This is a genomic window from Spinactinospora alkalitolerans, assembly GCF_013408795.1.
GTDB lineage: Bacteria > Actinomycetota > Actinomycetes > Streptosporangiales > Streptosporangiaceae > Spinactinospora > Spinactinospora alkalitolerans.
Genome location: NZ_JACCCC010000001.1, coordinates 4860265 through 4877524 on the forward strand (window position 1 = coordinate 4860265; position 17260 = coordinate 4877524).

Genomic DNA, 17260 nt, shown 5'->3' on the forward strand with positions numbered 1-17260 from the left:
ATATCGGCGGGTACGCTCGTGTCCGGCCCGGCGGGGAACCTTCCGCCGGGCCGCGCTCGTTCACCGTTGCAGTCCGCCGCACCGCAGGTCGATTAGTCCCACGTGCGCGACGGCGTTACCTTCGACCTCGGTGGAAATGTCGCCTTCGGCGATCATTCGACGTGAGATGGCAGGCGGAACATGGTGGGGAGTCTGCGCGGAATGCGCGGCCGGCTGTTGCGGCCGCTGCGGCTGCTGCACCGGGGGCGTCCCCTTCTGGGGCTGCCGACGGGTGCGCCCCGGGGCTGGGGGCGGCCCGCCCGGCTGCTGGTGACGATCTTCGCCGTGGTCGACCTGATCGGGACCGGGCTGCTGATGCTGCCGTTCGCCCATGCCGACCCCGGCGGCGCGACCCTGGTCCAGGCGCTGTTCACCTCGACGTCGGCCCTGTGCGTGGCGGGACTGGCCGTCGTCGACATCGGCGAGCACTGGTCGGTGTTCGGCGAGCTCGTCGTCCTCGGCCTCATCCAGGCCGGCGGCCTGGGGATCATGACGCTGGCCTCGCTGCTGGGCCTGGTCGTCATCCGCCGGTTCGGGCTGCGGATGCAGTTGAGCGTGCAGACGGAGACGCGGGCGCTCAACGTCGGCGAGGTGCGCGGCATCGCGACGCGCATCCTCAAGGCGAGCCTGCTGTGCGAGGCCGTGCTGGCCCTGATCCTGGTGCCGCGCATGTGGCTCGCCCACGGCATCGACCCGCACTACGCCCTGTACAGCGGCGTCTTCCATGCGGTGTCGTCCTTCAACAACGCCGGGCTCTCCATCTACGGCGACAGCCTGACCCGCTTCGCCGGCGACCCCGTCATCCTCATCCCGGTCGCCTGCGCCACGATCCTCGGCGGCATCGGCTTCCCGGTGCTGCTGGAACTACGCCGGCACATCTCCTCGCCGCGGCGGTGGAGCCTGCACGCCAAGCTGACCGTCTGGACCACGGCCCTGCTGTTCCTCGGCGGCATGGTCGTCGTCACCGCGCTGGAGTGGTCCAACCCCGCGACGCTGGGCCCCATGAGCCCGGGGCAGAAGGTCCTGGACGGGGCCTTCCACGGGATCATGCCGCGCAGCGGCGGCCTCAACGTCATCGACGTCGGGGAGATGCGGGACCCGACGCTGTTCGTCACGATCATGCTGATGTTCGTCGGCGGCGGCAGCGCCGGGACCGCCGGCGGCATCAAGGTGACCACGTTCGCGGTGATCTGGCTCGTCGTCTGGGCCGAGATCCGCGGCCACCCGCACGTGCACGCGTTCGGCCGCAGGCTGTCCTCCAGCGCCATCAGGCAGGCGCTCAGCCTCACCTTCCTGTCGATGACGGTCGTGGTGGTCGCCACCGTCTTCATGCTGATAACCACACCGTTCGACTTGAAGAACATCCTGTTCGAGGTCGTGTCCGCCTCAGCCGTGGTGGGGCTGTCCACGGGCATCACCCCCGACCTTCCGCCCATGGCCCAGGTCGTGCTGGCCGTACTGATGTTCGCGGGGCGGATCGGACCCATCACGTTCGCCTCGGCACTGGCGCTGCGCGAGCGCACGCGGCGCTACGACCTGGCCGAGGCCCGCCCCATCATCGGTTGAGACCACGAGGAGACAAGGCAGTGCAGCGTAACAAGACCCACGACAATCGCGTGCTCGTCATCGGGCTGGGTCGATTCGGCAGTTCGCTCGCCCACGAACTCGTGACCCACGGCTGGGAGGTGCTGGGCGTGGACAGCAACCCGCGCCTGGTCCAGGCCTACGCCGACTCCCTCACCCACACCGTGGTGGCGGACTCCACCGATGACGAGGCGCTGCGCCAGATCGGCGCGCAGGAGTTCAGCCGGGCGGTGGTGGCCATAGGCACCCATCTGGAGGAGAGCATCCTGACCACCTCCATGCTGGTGGACATGGGCGTGCCGCACATCTGGGCCAAGGCGATCAGCCGCCGCCACGGCCGCATCCTGCAGCAGATCGGAGCCCACCACGTGGTGCTGCCCGAGCACGACATGGGCGAGCGCGTGGCGCACCTGGTCTCGGGCCGCATGCTGGACTACGTCGAGATCGAGGAGAACTTCGCGCTCGGCAAGACCCGGGCCCCGCGCGAGATCCTCGGCCGCAAGCTCGGCGAGACCGGCATCCGGGCCCACCACGGCATCACCGTGGTCTGCATCAAGCGCCACGGCGAGCGGTTCACCTACGCGACCGCCGAGACGGTGCCGCAGAAGGGCGACATCATCATCGTCGCGGGCGAGACCGACCGCGTGGAGAAGTTCGCCGAGCTCAGTTAGGGGCCCGGCGGGCCCGCTCGGCGCCGCTGTCCGGCGGTCGCCGAACGGGCCCCTTCCGCCGCCGTGGCGGGGTCGGCGAGCCGCCTCGCTCGCCGACCCCGCCACGGCGGCGGGTTGCTTCGTGCAATTTCGTACGGTGCTTTGCACGAATTTTCCTACCACCGATACCGGGGGAACCCTCAGCCGTTTCTCATGCACGTGCGCTATCCTGTTCAAAGTACGGTGCGGATGCACGTGCATTGGAGTGTGCATGAGCACGGGGCATCGCGCTGGTCCACACGAGCTGAACGAGGGAGCTTCCCCATGAGCGCCTACAACGGCATTTCCGCGACCGAGCTCGAAGTCGCCTGGCAGAAGAGTCGGCGGAGCAACTCCCGCGGAAACTGCGTGGAGATGGCCAAACTGTCCGACGGGTCGATCGCGATGCGCAACTCGCGCTTCCCGAACGGTCCGGCCCTGGTCTACACCCAGGCCGAGATCGACGCGCTGATCCTGGGCGCCAAGGACGGCGACTTCGACAACCTGCTGAGCTAGCCCCCGCGCGCCTCGCGCACCATCGGCTCGCGCCGTGCAGAACGGCGCCCGGGGAGCTCCACTGGGTTTCGGGGGGTGGAGCTCCTCCCCCTTTTCACGGGCCTTCCGGCCGCTTCCACCGGCCTGGCCGGCCCCTCACCGATGTTCGACGACCGGGTCCGCACAGGGGGTCGGCCGCCGCAGTGTGCGCGGCGCCGGCGGCACGGTGGATCCGGACCCCGAAAGTCCCACCCCGCCCCGCGAACGCGGCGGTCGGACCCCGGTCAGAGGTCGCTGATCATGCTCTTCAGCATCTGGGCCGTCTTGTTCGGCGGCTCGGCGGCCACGCTCAGGCGCTCCATCGCCATCGTGTAGGCGTCGATGTCATCGCGCTTGTCCAGGTAGAGCGCTCCGGTGAGCTGCTCCAGGTAGACGATGTCGGCCAGGTCGTACTCGGGGTAGCGCAGGATCGTGAAGGACCCGGCCTCGGCGGCGTGCGCGCCCACGCTGAACGGGATGATCTGGAGCGTGACGTTGGTGTAGTCGCAGAACTCGATGAGCCGTTCGAGCTGCCGCTTCATGATGTGGCCGTCGCCGACGGGACGGCGGACGGCCGCCTCGTCCATGATCGCCCAGAGTTTGGCGCTCTGGTTCTCGGTGATCCGCCGCTGGCGCCGCATGCGTACGGCGACGCGGTTGTCGGCCTCGGGATCCCTGCTGTTGGAGCCGCCCGTGATGACCGTGCGGGCGTAGTCCTCGGTCTGCAGCAGGCCGGGGATGAACTGGGCCTCGTAGGTGCGGATCCGGGTGGCGGCCTCCTCCAGGCCCACGTAGGACTGGAACCAGCTGGGCAGGGCGTCGCCGTACTGCTGCCACCAGCCGGCCTTGTTGGACTCCTTGGCCAGGGAGAGCAGGGGTTCGCGCTGCTTGGGGTCGGTCACGCCGTAGAGGGTCAGCAGGTCCTCGACGTCGCGCAGCTTGAAGCCGACCCGGCCGAGTTCCAGGCGGCTGATCTTGGATTCGGAACCGCGGATCTTGTAGCCCGCGTCCGCTCGGGTGATGCCCTTGGCCTCACGTAACTTGCGAAGTTGGTACCCGAGCAGGATCCGACGCACGGTCGGGCCGCTGCCCGGCTCCGGCTGAGCGACGCTCACCGCTGCTGCCTCCCCACCCTTGCTCCTGCGTCAGCGCCGGTTCCCCTCCCCAAGGGACCCGTGCCGGCTCCCCTCCCCAAGGGAACCGCTGGAGTCACCGCCTCGGTGACTCCTACACGATATAGCGGACGGAGGGGTCTGCTCGGCAATTGTCCGCCCACGACGAATATTCGGGCGTCCGGAAGCTCGTACCGGTGCGCCGTCGTGGAGCAGGCCTCCGTGCCCTCGTGCGAATCAGGGCTCAGGTGAACAGCGCCCAGACGAATTTCCCATCGGGAACGGTGGGAACCGCCCCCCAACTGCGGCTGAAACACGCGACCAGGTGCAGTCCCCGTCCGCTCTCGGCCATGAAGTCGGGTTCGCGCTGGGCCGGGAGCTGGTCGCTGCCGTCCCGGACGGCGCAGATCAACTCGCCGCCCCGGCGCATCATGCTCAACTGGATAACGTTTTCGCATCCCGGCGCGTCGAAGGCGCGGACGCCGGCGTGCCGCAGCGCGTTGGTGACCAGTTCGGAGACCACGAGCTCGACGTCGCCGGCCATGCGGGACATGCCCCATTCCCGCAGGACCGCCATGGCGAGCTCGCGCGCGACCTTCACCGCGCCGTAGTCGGGCTCCAGGCTCCACGACGTGCTGTCATGGCTGGCAGGGCCCCTGTGGGCCTCCCAGCGCAGCGCACCGTGTTGCAGGGCGGGAAGCCACCAGGATTGGGGGATGCTCGCGTTGAGAGCGGCCGAGGACGTCCATTCCCATCCCGATGTCCTCCTCACCGACTCTTGGGCTGAATGTCCGGTCACCGCGATCCCCTTGCAGTCGTCTCGATCGCTCGTATGTCTCTGGCACGCAGACGCCAGTATTCTCCGAGGATTATGCAGATGCAAGGCCCGAATGCACGTGCATGCGCCTCTTGCAAACATCCTAGAACATCGGCCCTCGTCCATCAGATGAAGTGTGGACAAAAAACACCGCGATTCTGTGCGGCGTCGACAAAGAGCAGACTTCTCGCTGCGTGCGGGACCTTGCGCGGAGCGCGTTCAGGCCGCGACGGCCAGGTGCCCGGCGACGCGGTCGGGGTAGTCGGAGATGATGCCGTCCACGCCGTCGCGGATCACCCTGCGGATCGCGCTGTCGGTGTTGACCGTCCAGCTGAACATCGTGAGCCCGTGCTCGTGGACGTGGCGGACATAAGGCGCGCTGACCCGGAGGTGGTGCGGGTTGACCTGGCTGGCGTAGCGGGCCACCCTGCGCAGCGCGAGCCTGCTGTAGGTCGTGCCCAGCACGGCGGTGCGGGCGCCGGGCAGGTGCTCGGCGATCCCCCGCAGCGCCGTCCAGTCGAAGCTCTGCAGGATGAGCCGGGAGTCGGCGCCGGCGCCGCGCCAGTGCGGGTCGGCGGCGATCCGGCCGATCAGGCGCAGGGCCGCGGCCGGATCGCGGCGCCGCACCTTCAGCTCCACCAGCGCGCCCAGCCCGTTGTCCTTCAGCGTCTCCAGCGCCTCCTCCAGGGTGGGCACCGGCTCGCCCGCGAAGGCCGGGCCGTACCAGGAGCCCGCGTCGAGCCGCCGGATCTCGGCGAGCGTGAAGTCGCAGACGCGCCAGGGCCGCCGTTCGGGGAAGACCGCGCCGGCGTTGGTGGTGCGGCGCAGGGTGGGGTCGTGCATGACCACGAACGCGCCGTCGGCGGTCTGGCGCACGTCCAGCTCGGCCATGTCGGCGCCGCGCCGGTGCGCCTCGCGCAGGGCGGCCAGGGTGTTCTCGGGGGCGTAGGCCGAGGCTCCACGGTGGGCCACGATGATCATCGACGACCGCATCCGGGGTCCGGTGCCGGTGCGCTCGCGCGGCGGCGGGACGGGGAACTCGACGGCGGGCATCGGCACCGCCCCTCTCGATCTCTCCCGGTGGGGCCGTTGCCCACAACCCTCACCGGCTCTGGTTAGCGCTCGGTGGCAGCCGGGTGAGCGTCCGATGGAGGGACGGAGGACATGCCGCACCGCCGGGACGCGGCCGGCCACATCCCGGCGGCCGAACTCGTAGCGTCACCATACCGCGCACAGGGCCGCAAATCCGGTCACGCACCGTATTGGCGGGCTGTCCCCACTCGGCACGTGGTGGCACCACCACCGCCGCCGGTGGGGCCCCCTCTGCATCAAGGGGCCCGGGGGCGGAGCGGCCGGCGGGTCGGCTTCTAGAGTGGCCGGCATGACGACCACCGATGCGCCGCACGACGACGAGGCCGCCCCGGTCCGCGCCCTGTGGTCCGGGCTCGGGCTGCCGGGGATCATCGACGTGCACACCCACTTCATGCCCGAGAACGTCCTGGTCAAGGTGTGGCGGTTCTTCGAAGAGCTCGGTGAGGGCGTCTGGCCGATCAGGTACCGGGGCGGGGAGCGGGAGCGGACGGAGCTGCTGCGCGCGCTGGGCGTGCGGCGCTTCACCAGCATGCTCTACCCGCACCGGCCGGGAATGGCCGAGTGGCTGAACGCCTGGGCCGCCGATTTCGCCGAGCGGACACCGGACTGCCTGCGCACCGCGACCTTCCACCCGGAGCCGGGAGCCGGCGGCTACACGGCCGCGGCGATCGAGGACGGCGCCCGAGTGTTCAAGGCGCACCTGCAGGTCGGCGGGTACGACCCCCGCGACCCGCTGCTCTCGGACGTGTGGGGCGCGCTCGCCGACTCCGGCACCCCGGTCGTGGTGCACTGCGGGTCGGGGCCGCACGGCGGGGCCTTCACCGGGCCGGGACCGTTCGCCGAGGTGCTGGCCGAGCACCCGCGGCTGCCGGCGATCATCGCGCACTGCGGGGCGCCGGAGTACACCGAGTTCCTGGACCTGGCCGAGCGCTACGAGCGAGTGCACCTGGACACCACGATGGTCTTCACCGCGTTCACCGAGCGCTCCGCGCCGTTCCCGCGCGCGGAGCTGCCCCGGCTGGCCGACCTGGGCGGGCGCGTCCTGCTCGGGACGGACTTCCCCAACATCCCCCACCCTTATGCCGATCAGCTCACCGCGCTGGCGGAGCTGGACCTGGGCGGGGACTGGCTGCGCGGCGTCCTCTACGGCAACGCCGCCCGGCTGTTCGGCGCGGGCCCGCACCGCGCCCCGTAGAAGTCCAGCGCGTTGGCCGACAGGACGCGTTCGGCCGCGTCGCCGCCGAGCACCTCGGCGACCAGGTCGCGGTCGGCGTCGGCGAAGGGCCGCGGCGCGCGGGTGGAGGGCAGGTCCGTGCCGAACATCAGGGCGCCGGGGTTGACCTCGGCGACGGCGCGCAGGGCGGCCGGGACGTCGAGGTCGCCCCGGCCGAATCCGGTGGCCTTGACCCGGGCGCCGGAGGCCACGAGGTCGAGCAGGGCCGGCAGCCCCTCCCTGGACAGGCCCAGGTGGTCCACGCTGATGCGGGGCAGCGGGGCCAGTCTGGACCGCAGCCCGGGCAGGTCGCGGGCGTCGACGTAGAGCTCGCAGGGCCAGCCGAGCAGCTCGGCGGCGCGCAGGCCCAGGTGGACCAGCGCGTCGATGTCGGTGGCGACGCCGCGGTACAGGTTGAGGCGCAGCGCCCGCACCCCTGCGGCGTGCAGGTCGCGCAGTTCGCGGTCGGAGGTGCCGGCCGGCAGTTGGGCGACGCCGACGAAGCCGGGGCCGAGTTCCCGCACGGCGTCGATCAGGTGGGCCTGGTCGTAGCCGTGGAACGAACCGGTGACGACCGCGCCGCCGGTGACTCCGAGCGCCGCGACGCGGGCGCGGTAGTCCGCGACCGTGAACGGCGGCGGCCGGTAGTCCCGGTCGGCGGCGATCGGGAACCGCGGCTCGATGATGTGCAGGTGAGCGTCGAACAACGTCGTGGCCTCTCCAGCGCGGGGCCGGTGGCGCCCGCTCTCCCTCCCCCGCGCGGCCGCGCGGGGAACCCGGGGGACGCCATCACCGTAGCGCCCGCGGCCCGCTCCGGCCCGCCACCCGCACCGGCGGGCCGGGCCGCCCCGCGTCCCCGGCCGCGGGGTGACACCGCCATCACCACCCCACATACCACCCAGTCGGTATGAAGTGGATAGGATCACCACAGCGTGTTCCGGACCACCATTTGGAGGTAGACATGTCACAGGCTTCCCGCGTCGCGATCGTCACCGGGGCCGCCCGGGGGATCGGGGCCGCCACGGCGCGCCGGCTCGCCGCCGAGGGGCACTCCGTCGCCGTGGTCGACCTGAAGGAGGCCGACGCCCGGCAGACCGTCGACGCGATCACCGTCGAGGGCGGCAATGCGGTCGCGATCGGCGCCGACGTCAGCGACGGCGACCAGGTCGAATCGGCGGTCTCCCAGGTCGCCGAACGCCTCGGCGGCCCGGCCATCCTGGTCAACAACGCCGGCGTCATCCGCGACAACATGCTGTTCAAGATGACCGACGCCGACTGGGACACCGTCATGGGCGTGCACCTGCGCGGCTCGTTCCTGATGAGCCGGGCGGCGCAGGCCCACATGACCGACCAGGGCTGGGGCCGGATCGTCAACCTCTCCAGCAGCTCCGCGCTGGGCAACCGCGGCCAGGCCAACTACTCCGCGGCAAAGGCCGGCCTGCAGGGCTTCACCAAGACGCTGGCGATCGAGCTCGGCAAGTTCGGGGTCACCGCCAACGCGGTCGCGCCGGGCTTCATCGTCACCGACATGACCAGGGCCACCGCCGAGCGGGTCGGCATGGACTTCGAGGACTTCAAGAACGCCGCCGCCGCCAACATCCCGGTGCGCCGCCCCGGCCGCCCCGAGGACATCGCCGCCACCATCGCGTTCCTGACCAGCGAAGAGGCCGGTTTCGTCTCGGGCCAGGTCATCTACGTCGCCGGCGGCCCGCTCGACTGACCCGCCCACCCCTGATCCAGACGTCCACCGTCAGACCGTCACGTGGAGGCTCCATTGACAACGGCTCCGGCCGGCGGCCGACTCGACGCCGCAGCCCTGCGGGCGAGGGTCGCCGACTTCGTCGCCGCGCACGACCCCGCAACCACCGATCAGAGCGAGTTCCTGGCCGCCCGATTCGACGCGGGTCTGGCCTGGGTGCACTTCCCCGAAGGGGCCGGCGGCCTGGGCGCGCCGCGCGCCCTGCAGGTCGTCGTCGACAAGGAGTTCGCGCGCCTGGGCGCCCCGGTCCCCGCCGGACGCGAGAGGCTGGTCATCGGGCTCGGCATGGCCGCGCCGACGATCCTCGCCTTCGGCACGCCCGAGCAGCGCGAACGGTTCCTCAAGCCGCTCTACACCGGCGAGGAGGTCTGGTGCCAGCTCTTCAGTGAGCCCGGCGCCGGCTCCGACCTCGCCGCGCTGGGCACTCGGGCCGTCCGCGACGGCGACGCGTGGGTGGTCAACGGGCAGAAGGTGTGGACCTCGGGGGCGCACGCCGCGCGCTGGGGGATCCTGATCGCGCGCACCGACCCCGACGTCCCCAAGCACCGGGGCATCACCTACTTCGTCTGCGACATGTCCGACCCCGGCGTGGACGTGCGGCCGCTGCGGCAGATGACCGGGGAGGCCGAGTTCAACGAGGTCTACCTCACCGACGTGCGCATCCCCGACGCCCACCGCCTCGGCGAGGTCGGCGACGGCTGGCGGGTCGCGCAGACCACGCTGATGAACGAGCGGGTCTCCATCGGCGGCCACGCCGAACCGCGCGAAGGCGGACTGATCGGCGTGGTCGCCGACATCTGGCGCGACCGGCCGCAGGCGCGCACCCCCGGCATGCACGACGCGCTGCTGCGGCTGTGGGTCGAAGCCGAGGCGGCCCGCCTGACCAAGGAGCGGCTGCGCCAGCAGCTCGCGATCGGCCAGCCGGGGCCGGAGGGGTCGGCGGCCAAGCTCTCCTTCGCAGAGCTCAACCAGCGGATCTCCGGCCTGGAGCTGGAACTCCTGGGCGGCGAGGGGCTGACCTACGACGACTGGACCTTCCGCCGCCCCGAGGGCGCGGACTTCCGCAGCCGCGTCGCCGGTTTCCACTACCTGCGCTCCAAGGGCAACTCGATCGAGGGCGGCACCTCGGAGATCCTGCGCAACATCATCGCCGAACGTGTCCTCGGCCTGCCCGGTGAGGTCCGGGTGGACAAGGACGTCGCGTGGAAGGACCTGCCGAAGTGAACGGACCGACGGACGGCAAGGAAGAGCTGAACCTGCTCTACACCGAGGTCGAGGAGGACCTGCGCGCGAGCGTCCGGTCGCTGCTGGCCGACAAGTGCGCGTGGGACGCGGTGCTGGCGCGGGTGGAGAACGAGGCCGGGGACGTCGCCGACAAGGCGCTGTGGCGCGACCTCGCCGAGATGGGGGTCACCGGCCTGCCGGTGCCCGAGGAGCGGGGCGGTGCCGGCGTGACGCTGCGCGAGACCGCGGTGGTCGCCGAGGAGCTGGGCCGCGCCGCGGCTCCTGTGCCGTTCCTGGGCAGCGCCGTGCTGGCCACGGCGGCGCTGCTGGCGCTGGGCGACGACGCCGAGGCCGCCGCGGGCGAGACGCTCGCGGCGCTGGCGTCGGGGGAGCGCGACGCCGCGCTCGTGGTCCCGCTGGCCACCGAGCCCGACGCCGCCTTCCCCGAAGCGGTGCGCGCCGACGGCGGTGCGCTCACGGGCGAGGTGCGCGGCGTGGTCGACGCGCTCACCGCCGACGTGCTGGTGGTCCCGGCCACCGGGCCGGACGGCCCCGGCCTGTATCTGGTGGAGGCCGGTGACGCGGTCCGCACGCCGGTCGTGAGCCTGGACCTCACGCGGCCGCTGGCGGCCGTGGAGCTGCGCTCGGCCCCGGCGCGCGCGCTGGCCGTGGGCAAGAAGGCCGAGACCGCCGTGCAGTCGGCCCTGGTCACCGGTGCCGCGCTGCTCTCGGCGGAGCAGCTCGGAGTGGCGGAGTGGGCGCTCGACACCACCGTCGCCTACCTGAAGACGCGCACCCAGTTCGGTCGGCCGGTGGGCTCCTTCCAGGCGCTCAAGCACCGACTGGCCGACCTGTGGGTGGCGATCTCGCAGGCGCGGGCCGTCGTGCGCAACGCCGCCGACGCCGTGGCCACCGACAGCCCCGAGGCGCCCCTGGCCGCCGCGCTGGCCCAGGCGTTCGTGTCCGGCGTCGCGGTGAAGGCGGCGGAGGAGGCCGTGCAGTTGCACGGCGGCATCGGCTTCACCTGGGAGCACCCGGCCCACCTGTACCTGAAGCGGGCCAAGAGCGCGGCGATCGCCCTGGGCACGGCCGACCGCCACCGCCTGACGATCGCCAGGCTCGTGGAGCTGCCGGTGGGCGCGTAGCCGGCGCCCTCACCCTCCGGAGCGGGCGCCGGACGTCCCGATCGGCGCCCGCTCCGGGGATCCGCGCTCCGCGGCCCGCCGGGCCACCCGCGCCTGGACCAGGATCAGCAGCGGCATGCCGATCAGCTCCATGAGCATCGCCCCGATGAAGACGGGGTGCGGCCAGCCGGTCACGGCCACCGAGAGCAGCCGGACCAGCCCTCCCACGAAGATCAGGCCGAAGAGCAGCCGAAACGGTGTGGTCACCCACTCGATGCGCGGCACCATCCACAGGGCGATGACCCCGGTCGCCAGCCAGAAGAGCCCGTTGAAGCGGAACGTGCCGTCCACGCTCGGGGTGACCTCTCCCCCGCCGGGGATCATGGTGGGTCCCAGCAGGACGTCATTGAGTCCGGTGAGAATCGGGACGAGCGCGAGAACGGCCACGGCGACCTGCAGACCACGACGCATCGCGGGGTTCCTTTCCCGAGGACGGTTCGGTCCCACGCTAACCCCGGCTCCGGGGACCCGCCCGGGAGGGTCCCCGACCGGGTCAGCCCAGCGATCCGGCGGCCTCCTCCATCCGCTTGGCCGCCTCGTCCACGCCCGCGTCGTCGATCTCCAGGTGCACGACGAGGCGGACGAGCTCCGTGCCGATCGGCACGCACCCGACGCCGTACTCGGTGAAGGCCCGGGCGTAGCGCGCGGCCGCGCCCTCGGGCGTGCTCACCAGGACCATGTTGGTGCGGGCCAGAGCGTCCAGCCCCGGGATCCGGGTCAGGGCCGCGGCCAGGCGCTCGGCGCGGGCGTGGTCCTCGGCCATCCGGCCGATGTTGGTGCGCAGCGCGTACAGCGCGCCGGCGGCGATGATGCCGGCCTGGCGCATGCCGCCGCCGAGCAGTTTGCGGGCGCGGCGTGCGGCGCGGACCGTCTCGGCGTCGCCGGCCATCGCCGACCCCACCGGGGCGCCCAGCCCCTTGGAGAAGCAGACCGAGACCGTGTCGGCGCCCGCGGCGACCTCGGCCGGAGTGGCGCCCAGGGCGACCGCGGCGTTCCACAGCCGGGCACCGTCGAGGTGCAGCCGCATGTCGCGGGTGTGGGCGAAGTCGGCCACGCGCCGCTGCTCGGCGAGCGGGACGACCAGGCCGGTGAAGGTGTTCTCCAGGCAGATCAGCCGCGGCCGGGCGCGGTGGACGTCGTCGACGCCGGTCGCCCAGCGCTCCAGCAGGTCCTGGCCGGGGTGGCCCTCCGGGTCGGTGAAGGTGCGGGGCAGCGCCCGCGCCAGCACCGACGTCGCGCCCTGCTCGTTGCTCAGGACGTGCGCGCGTTCGTGCGCCCAGACCTCGTCCCCGCTGTGCACCGAGGCCAATACCGCGAGCTGGTTGGACATGTGGCCGGAGGGGACGTAAAGCGCGGCCTCCTTGCCGAGCAGCTCCGCGGTCTCCTCCTCCAGCGCGCGCACGGTGGGGTCCTCGCCGAACACGTCGTCGCCGACCTCGGCCTGCGCCATGGCCTGCCGCATCTCGGGGGTGGGCCTGGTGACGGTGTCCGATCGCAGGTCGATCATTGCCGCGCTCCGCTCCTGTGGGCTGTCGTGGTCGGGCACGCCCAAGCCTAGATCTAGGACCGGTCCTCCTCGATGGCGGCGGCGACCTCGGTGACGACGTGCTCCACGCACTCGATCCCGCCTGCGTAGTCGCCGTGGCGGTCCGACAGCACCGCGATCAGGTAGTCGCGCTCGGGGCCGCGCACGCGTCCAGCGCTGTTGATCGCCCAGCGGCCGGCGTCGGCCTCCTGGGGCGCCCATCCGTTCTTGAGCTCCACCAGGTCGCGGTCCCCGGCCGCCGTGGACACGCCCCACGCCTGTTCCGGGGCCACCGAGCCGAGCAGGTCCCGCGCGTAGGCCCGGCTGCGCCGCGACAGCGGGCCGGCGTCGGTGAACACCGCGCGCAGCAGCCGCAGCTGGTCGGCCGCCGTGGTCGTGGTGGCGCCCCACGCTCCCCCGGCGCCGGGCTCGGTCGCGTGCAGGCCCAGGCGCTCGTTGCCCTCGACGAAGCCGGGGGTGAAGCCGATCCGCTCGTAGAGCACGTCGGTGACGTCGTTGTCGCTGTAGCGGATCATCCGCTCGGCCAGGTCGCGCTCCTCCCCGGTCAGCGCGCGGTCGGCGTCGTCGGCCCGGAGCAGCAGCAGGACCAGGATGTTCAGCTTGACCAGGCTCGCGGTCCGGAACCGCTCGTCGGATGCGTAGCTGTAGGTGGCGCCTCCGCCGAGGTCGTGCAGCGCGATGGCGAGGCGGCCCTCCTGGGCGCCGAGGTGGTCCTCGACCGCTCCGGTGAGCCGCTCGTACCGGCCGGGCGCCAGGGCCGATCCCCGCTGCGGCTCGGGCTCGGGGGACGGTCGCGGGGAGGGGCCGGGAGAGGGCCCGGCGGATCCCGGGGCGCCGGCCGCGGTCGCCGTGCGCGCCGGCCCGCGCTGAACGCCCACGGCCGCGAGGAGCAGCACCAGCGCCACGGCGACGACGGAGCCGGTGAGGAGCCAGTGCCGCGCCCGCCGGGAAGGCGGCGCGATCCGCTCGGGAAGGGACCGTAACGATTCCGTCCAGCGCTGTCGCACGCCCATCACCTCACGGGCCGGGGGAAGCCGGGGATGGAGGCGGCTCCGGATCCATCGGGGCCGCCGGTGGATCGGAGCATAACAGGAGGACAGCCGCTAAACGGACATCCCATATCGATTCACCGAGAGCCCCTGCGGCGTCCGGGACTGCGAGTGCGGTCGGCGCCCGGTTCCGGTCGGGCGACGGTCCCGGCACGCAACGTGATTGACACCACGCCGATGCCTCCTGTTGCATGAGCGGAAGATGCGCGCGGCAGGTCAATGACGATCGATCTTGGAGTCCATATGGGCAGACGCGGTCCCGGCAGGCCCGTCCGGGCGGCCGCTCTCGCCCTGTGCCTCGCCCTCACCGCCACCGCCTGCGCGGGCAGCCTTCCCGGTGACAACTCCGACGCGGCCGTCACGTTCGCGGCGACCAGGGCCAGCGGCGGCGACCTGGGCGCCCTGGTCGAGCGGTACAACGAGGCCAACCCCGACGCCCCGGTCCGCTACATCCCGCTCGCGGCCGAGGCCGACGAGCAGCGCAACGCCATGGTCCAGGACCTGCAGGCGCGCACCGGCCGCTACGACGTGCTCTACGTCGACGCGGTGTGGACGGCGGAGTTCGCGGCGCGGGGCTGGCTGGAGCCGCTGGAGGAGAAGCGCTTCGCCGGACCGGAGATCCTGGACGCCGCGGCCGAGACCGGGCGGTGGGAGGACCGGCTCTACGCCGCGCCTTTCGCCACGGGCACCGGCCTGCTCTTCTACCGCACCGACCTCATCGACGAGCCCCCGACCACCTGGCAGGAGCTCATCGACGCCTGCGCGATCGCCGAGGAGCACGACATGGACTGCTACGCCGGGCAGTACATGCGCTACGAGGGCATCACCGTGGCCGTGATCGAGGCGATCGCCTCGGCCGGAGGCCAGGTCATCACCCCCGACGGCGAGGTGGCGGTGGACTCCCCCGAGGGGCGCGAGGGCCTGGGCTTCCTGGTCGACGCCATGGCCGAGGGCCACATCCCGCAGGCGGCCCTCACCTACAACGAGGACCTGACCCGGCTGGCCTTCCAGCACGGCGATCTGATGTTCATGCGCAACTGGGCCTTCGCCTACCCGCTGATGAACTCCCCCGGCGAGGAGTCGATCGTGCAGGGCCGGTTCGACGTCGCGCCGCTGCCCGGCCCCGGCGGCCCGGGCACCGGGACGCTGGGCGGCAACAACTTCGGGCTCTCGGCCTACAGCGACCACAAGGCCGAGGCGCTGCGGTTCATCGAGTTCATGCAGAGCGAGGAGGTCATGCGCGACTGGCTCGCGCAGACCAGCACGCCCATGGCCCGCGACGACCTGTTCACCGACCCGGAGATCCTGGCCGAGGCGCCCTATCTCGGCCCGCTCCGCGAAGGGCTGGACCAGGTGCAGCCCCGTCCGGTGACCCCGCGCTACAACGACGTCACCAATGCAATCCAGAAGCACGCCTACGCCGCCATGACCGGTGAGAAGACGGTGGACGAGGCGGTCACCGACCTGCAGGAGGAACTGGAGAGGGCGGTGCGGGGAGTATGACGGAGCGTCGATCCGACGAGCGAGCGGAGCCGCCGGAGTCCGACCGCGAAGCGCCCCCCACCCCGGCGTCTCCGCGCGACGCACCGTCGGTGGCGGAGCCGGGCGAGCAGGTGAGCGCGGTCGGAACGGTGCCGCGGGGGTCCCGTCTCGGCGGGCGCTCCCCCGGGGATCCCGTCGGCGAGCGGCGCGGGGAGCGCCGACTGGCGCTGTGGCTGCTGCTGCCCACCCTGGTCGCGCTCGGGCTGATCGTGGTCTACCCGATCTCCTCGGCGATCGTCCGCTCGTTCTTCGACGACCCGATCGGGCGGGCGCCGGAGTTCATCGGGTTCGGCAACTACGTCCAGGCCCTCTTCGGCTTCGACCGCGAGGACTTCTGGGCCGCGCTGGGCAACACGGTGTTCTTCACCGTGGTCAGCGTCGTCATCGAGACCGCGCTGGGCCTGGTCATGGCGCTGGTGATGCACCGGGCGTTCCGGGGCCGCGGCATCGTGCGGGCCTCGGTGCTGCTGCCCTGGGCGCTGCCCACCGCGGTGAGCGCCGTCATGTGGGGGTGGATGCTGCAGCCCGACGGCGTCGTCAACGCGCTGCTGGGGACCGAGATCGTGTGGGGCGGCAGCGAGTGGCCGGCCAAGTGGTCGATCATCTTCGCCGAGGTCTGGAAGACCGCGCCCTTCGTGGCGCTGCTGATCCTGGCCGGCCTGCAGACGATTCCACCGCACCTGTACGAGGCCGCGGCCATCGACGGCGCCTCGTCGTGGCGGCGCTTCACCGCCATCACCCTGCCGCTGGTCAAGCCCGCGCTGGTGGTCGCCGTCCTGTTCCGCACCCTGGACGCGCTGCGGATGTACGACCTCCCGCAGATCCTCACCGGCGGCGCCAACAACACCGAGACGCTGTCCATCCTGGTCGTGCGGACCGCCACCGGTGAGCTGAAGCAGGGGTACGGAGGGGCACTGTCCACCCTGACGTTCCTGTTCGTGTTCCTGTGCGCATTCCTGCTGATCCGGGCGATGGGAGCGAACGTGTTCGCGGGGTTCAAGGCCGACGGGGTGAAGCGATGAGCGCAGGCACGACGCGCGCCGCGCGCCGGTGGAGCTGGGAGACGTGGGTGATCGGCGCCGGGATCGCGCTGCTCGTGCTGTACTGCCTCGCGCCGTTCTATTGGATGTTCGTCTCCAGCCTGAAGGGGCCGGGTGAGATCACCGGTAACGCGCTGTGGCCCGACGACCCCACCCTGGTCAACTACCGGGGCGTGTTCGGCGGTCAGAACAACTTCGGCTACGCGGTACGCAACAGCGTCATCATCGCGGTGTCGACCACGGCGCTGGCGATGATCATCGCGATCTTCTCCGGCTACGCGCTGGCACGGCTGCGCTTCCGCGGCCGCAACCTGGTGCTCGCGCTGATCCTGGCCTGCTCGATGTTTCCCGGCGTGGCGATCGTGACCCCGCTGTACCAGCTCTTCGCCGACTGGGGCTGGATCGACGAGTACCAGGCGATGGTGGTGCCCAACATCAGCTTCGCGCTGCCTCTGGCGATCTTCGTGCTGACCACGTTCTTCCGTGAGATGCCGTGGGACCTGGAGGAGGCCGCGCGGGTCGACGGGTGCGGCCCGGTCGGCGCGTTCGTGCGGGTGATCCTGCCGATCGCGGCGCCGGGCGTGGTGACGACCGCTCTGCTGGTGTTCTTCGCGGCCTGGAACGAGTACCTGATCTCCAGCGTCGTCTCCATCACGCTGGCCTCCAACCCGGTGACGGTCGCGCTCGCCAAGTTCGCCGGGGACAGCGAGTTCCAGCAGCCGTTCGGTTCGCAGATGGCGGCCGGTGTCGTGGTCACGGTTCCGTTGGTGATCCTGGTGCTGCTGTTCCAGAAGCGCATCGTCAAGGGCCTGGCGGCAGGCGGGTACCGTTGAGCC

General features: G+C 71.7%; 17 protein-coding genes. 10 read left to right on the forward strand and 7 right to left on the reverse strand.

What is annotated here, in order from left to right:
* The first annotated feature begins 201 nt into the window (after positions 1 to 201).
* From HDA32_RS21575 to HDA32_RS21585, 3 genes are all read left to right on the forward strand, one after another.
* Positions 202 to 1605: a TrkH family potassium uptake protein gene (locus HDA32_RS21575; protein WP_246334446.1), complete on the forward strand. Its 1404-nt coding sequence runs from the start codon at positions 202 to 204 to the stop codon at positions 1603 to 1605.
* Between the two features lie 20 nt (positions 1606 to 1625).
* Positions 1626 to 2294, forward strand: coding sequence for a potassium channel family protein (locus tag HDA32_RS21580; protein ID WP_179644943.1), 669 nt, complete (start codon positions 1626 to 1628; stop codon positions 2292 to 2294).
* A 303-nt stretch (positions 2295 to 2597) separates the two neighbouring features.
* Entirely contained in the window at positions 2598 to 2828 is a 231-nt protein-coding gene (locus tag HDA32_RS21585; RefSeq protein ID WP_179644944.1) for a DUF397 domain-containing protein, read from the forward strand.
* Positions 2829 to 3091: 263 nt separating this feature from the next.
* Here HDA32_RS21585 and HDA32_RS21590 read toward each other — a convergent pair whose 3' ends face one another.
* From HDA32_RS21590 to HDA32_RS21600, 3 genes are all read right to left on the reverse strand, one after another.
* Entirely contained in the window at positions 3092 to 3961 is an 870-nt protein-coding gene (locus tag HDA32_RS21590; RefSeq protein ID WP_179644945.1) for a Sco1979 family transcriptional regulator, read from the reverse strand.
* A gap of 241 nt (positions 3962 to 4202) precedes the next feature.
* The gene (locus tag HDA32_RS21595; protein ID WP_312863277.1) at positions 4203 to 4757 is read right to left on the reverse strand and encodes an ATP-binding protein; all 555 of its coding nucleotides are present in this window, start codon (positions 4755 to 4757) and stop codon (positions 4203 to 4205) included.
* A 237-nt stretch (positions 4758 to 4994) separates the two neighbouring features.
* On the reverse strand, positions 4995 to 5828 hold the full coding sequence (locus HDA32_RS21600) for a glycerophosphodiester phosphodiesterase (protein WP_246334447.1): 834 nt from the start codon (positions 5826 to 5828) through the stop codon (positions 4995 to 4997).
* 328 nt (positions 5829 to 6156) lie between these two features.
* Here HDA32_RS21600 and HDA32_RS21605 point away from each other — a divergent pair, with 328 nt between their 5' ends.
* Positions 6157 to 7062, forward strand: coding sequence for an amidohydrolase family protein (locus HDA32_RS21605; RefSeq protein ID WP_179644946.1), 906 nt, complete (start codon positions 6157 to 6159; stop codon positions 7060 to 7062).
* Here HDA32_RS21605 and HDA32_RS21610 read toward each other — a convergent pair.
* On the reverse strand, positions 7011 to 7787 hold the full coding sequence (locus HDA32_RS21610; protein ID WP_179644947.1) for an amidohydrolase family protein: 777 nt from the start codon (positions 7785 to 7787) through the stop codon (positions 7011 to 7013). The two genes, HDA32_RS21605 and HDA32_RS21610, sit on opposite strands and share 52 nt — an antisense overlap.
* A 254-nt stretch (positions 7788 to 8041) precedes the next feature.
* On the opposite strand from HDA32_RS21610, the gene fabG reads away from it, so the two are divergent.
* Genes fabG through HDA32_RS21625 form a run of 3 tightly spaced genes read left to right on the forward strand, consistent with a single transcriptional unit; the run spans position 8042 to position 11208 of the window.
* Positions 8042 to 8800 (forward strand): 3-oxoacyl-ACP reductase FabG, encoded by a 759-nt coding sequence (gene fabG, locus HDA32_RS21615; protein WP_179644948.1) that lies wholly within the window; start codon positions 8042 to 8044, stop codon positions 8798 to 8800.
* 54 nt (positions 8801 to 8854) lie between these two features.
* Positions 8855 to 10063: an acyl-CoA dehydrogenase family protein gene (locus tag HDA32_RS21620; protein ID WP_179644949.1), complete on the forward strand. Its 1209-nt coding sequence runs from the start codon at positions 8855 to 8857 to the stop codon at positions 10061 to 10063.
* On the forward strand, positions 10060 to 11208 hold the full coding sequence (locus HDA32_RS21625; RefSeq protein ID WP_179644950.1) for an acyl-CoA dehydrogenase family protein: 1149 nt from the start codon (positions 10060 to 10062) through the stop codon (positions 11206 to 11208). The genes HDA32_RS21620 and HDA32_RS21625 overlap by 4 nt, the downstream gene beginning before the upstream one ends.
* A gap of 9 nt (positions 11209 to 11217) precedes the next feature.
* Here HDA32_RS21625 and HDA32_RS21630 read toward each other — a convergent pair whose 3' ends face one another.
* From HDA32_RS21630 to HDA32_RS21640, 3 genes are all read right to left on the reverse strand, one after another.
* Positions 11218 to 11658 (reverse strand): DUF4345 domain-containing protein, encoded by a 441-nt coding sequence (locus HDA32_RS21630; RefSeq protein WP_179644951.1) that lies wholly within the window; start codon positions 11656 to 11658, stop codon positions 11218 to 11220.
* An 82-nt stretch (positions 11659 to 11740) separates the two neighbouring features.
* Positions 11741 to 12754, reverse strand: a complete 1014-nt coding sequence (locus HDA32_RS21635) for a threonine aldolase family protein (RefSeq protein ID WP_179644952.1) — start codon at positions 12752 to 12754, stop codon at positions 11741 to 11743.
* 53 nt (positions 12755 to 12807) lie between these two features.
* Positions 12808 to 13800: a serine hydrolase gene (locus HDA32_RS21640; protein ID WP_312863278.1), complete on the reverse strand. Its 993-nt coding sequence runs from the start codon at positions 13798 to 13800 to the stop codon at positions 12808 to 12810.
* A 285-nt stretch (positions 13801 to 14085) separates the two neighbouring features.
* Between HDA32_RS21640 and HDA32_RS21645 the strand changes: the two genes are divergently transcribed.
* Genes HDA32_RS21645 through HDA32_RS21655 form a run of 3 tightly spaced genes read left to right on the forward strand, consistent with a single transcriptional unit; the run spans position 14086 to position 17257 of the window.
* The gene (locus HDA32_RS21645) at positions 14086 to 15345 is read left to right on the forward strand and encodes an ABC transporter substrate-binding protein (RefSeq protein WP_179644954.1); all 1260 of its coding nucleotides are present in this window, start codon (positions 14086 to 14088) and stop codon (positions 15343 to 15345) included.
* On the forward strand, positions 15342 to 16406 hold the full coding sequence (locus tag HDA32_RS21650) for a carbohydrate ABC transporter permease (RefSeq protein WP_179644955.1): 1065 nt from the start codon (positions 15342 to 15344) through the stop codon (positions 16404 to 16406). Before HDA32_RS21645 ends, HDA32_RS21650 begins: the two co-directional genes overlap by 4 nt.
* Positions 16403 to 17257, forward strand: a complete 855-nt coding sequence (locus tag HDA32_RS21655; RefSeq protein ID WP_179644956.1) for a carbohydrate ABC transporter permease — start codon at positions 16403 to 16405, stop codon at positions 17255 to 17257. The genes HDA32_RS21650 and HDA32_RS21655 overlap by 4 nt, the downstream gene beginning before the upstream one ends.
* Positions 17258 to 17260: the final 3 nt, after the last annotated feature.

What these genes read in the sequence shown, in the direction of transcription:
- HDA32_RS21575 (WP_246334446.1), top strand. Translation starts at nt 202, where the DNA reads ATGCGCGGCCGGCTGTTGCGGCCGCTGCGGCTGCTGCACCGGGGGCGT.
- HDA32_RS21585 (WP_179644944.1), top strand. Translation starts at nt 2,598, where the DNA reads ATGAGCGCCTACAACGGCATTTCCGCGACCGAGCTCGAAGTCGCCTGG.
- HDA32_RS21600 (WP_246334447.1), bottom strand. Translation starts at nt 5,828, where the DNA reads ATGCCCGCCGTCGAGTTCCCCGTCCCGCCGCCGCGCGAGCGCACCGGC.
- HDA32_RS21605 (WP_179644946.1), top strand. Translation starts at nt 6,157, where the DNA reads ATGACGACCACCGATGCGCCGCACGACGACGAGGCCGCCCCGGTCCGC.
- fabG (WP_179644948.1), top strand. Translation starts at nt 8,042, where the DNA reads ATGTCACAGGCTTCCCGCGTCGCGATCGTCACCGGGGCCGCCCGGGGG.
- HDA32_RS21630 (WP_179644951.1), bottom strand. Translation starts at nt 11,658, where the DNA reads ATGCGTCGTGGTCTGCAGGTCGCCGTGGCCGTTCTCGCGCTCGTCCCG.
- HDA32_RS21635 (WP_179644952.1), bottom strand. Translation starts at nt 12,754, where the DNA reads ATGATCGACCTGCGATCGGACACCGTCACCAGGCCCACCCCCGAGATG.
- HDA32_RS21645 (WP_179644954.1), top strand. Translation starts at nt 14,086, where the DNA reads ATGGGCAGACGCGGTCCCGGCAGGCCCGTCCGGGCGGCCGCTCTCGCC.
- HDA32_RS21650 (WP_179644955.1), top strand. Translation starts at nt 15,342, where the DNA reads ATGACGGAGCGTCGATCCGACGAGCGAGCGGAGCCGCCGGAGTCCGAC.
- HDA32_RS21655 (WP_179644956.1), top strand. Translation starts at nt 16,403, where the DNA reads ATGAGCGCAGGCACGACGCGCGCCGCGCGCCGGTGGAGCTGGGAGACG.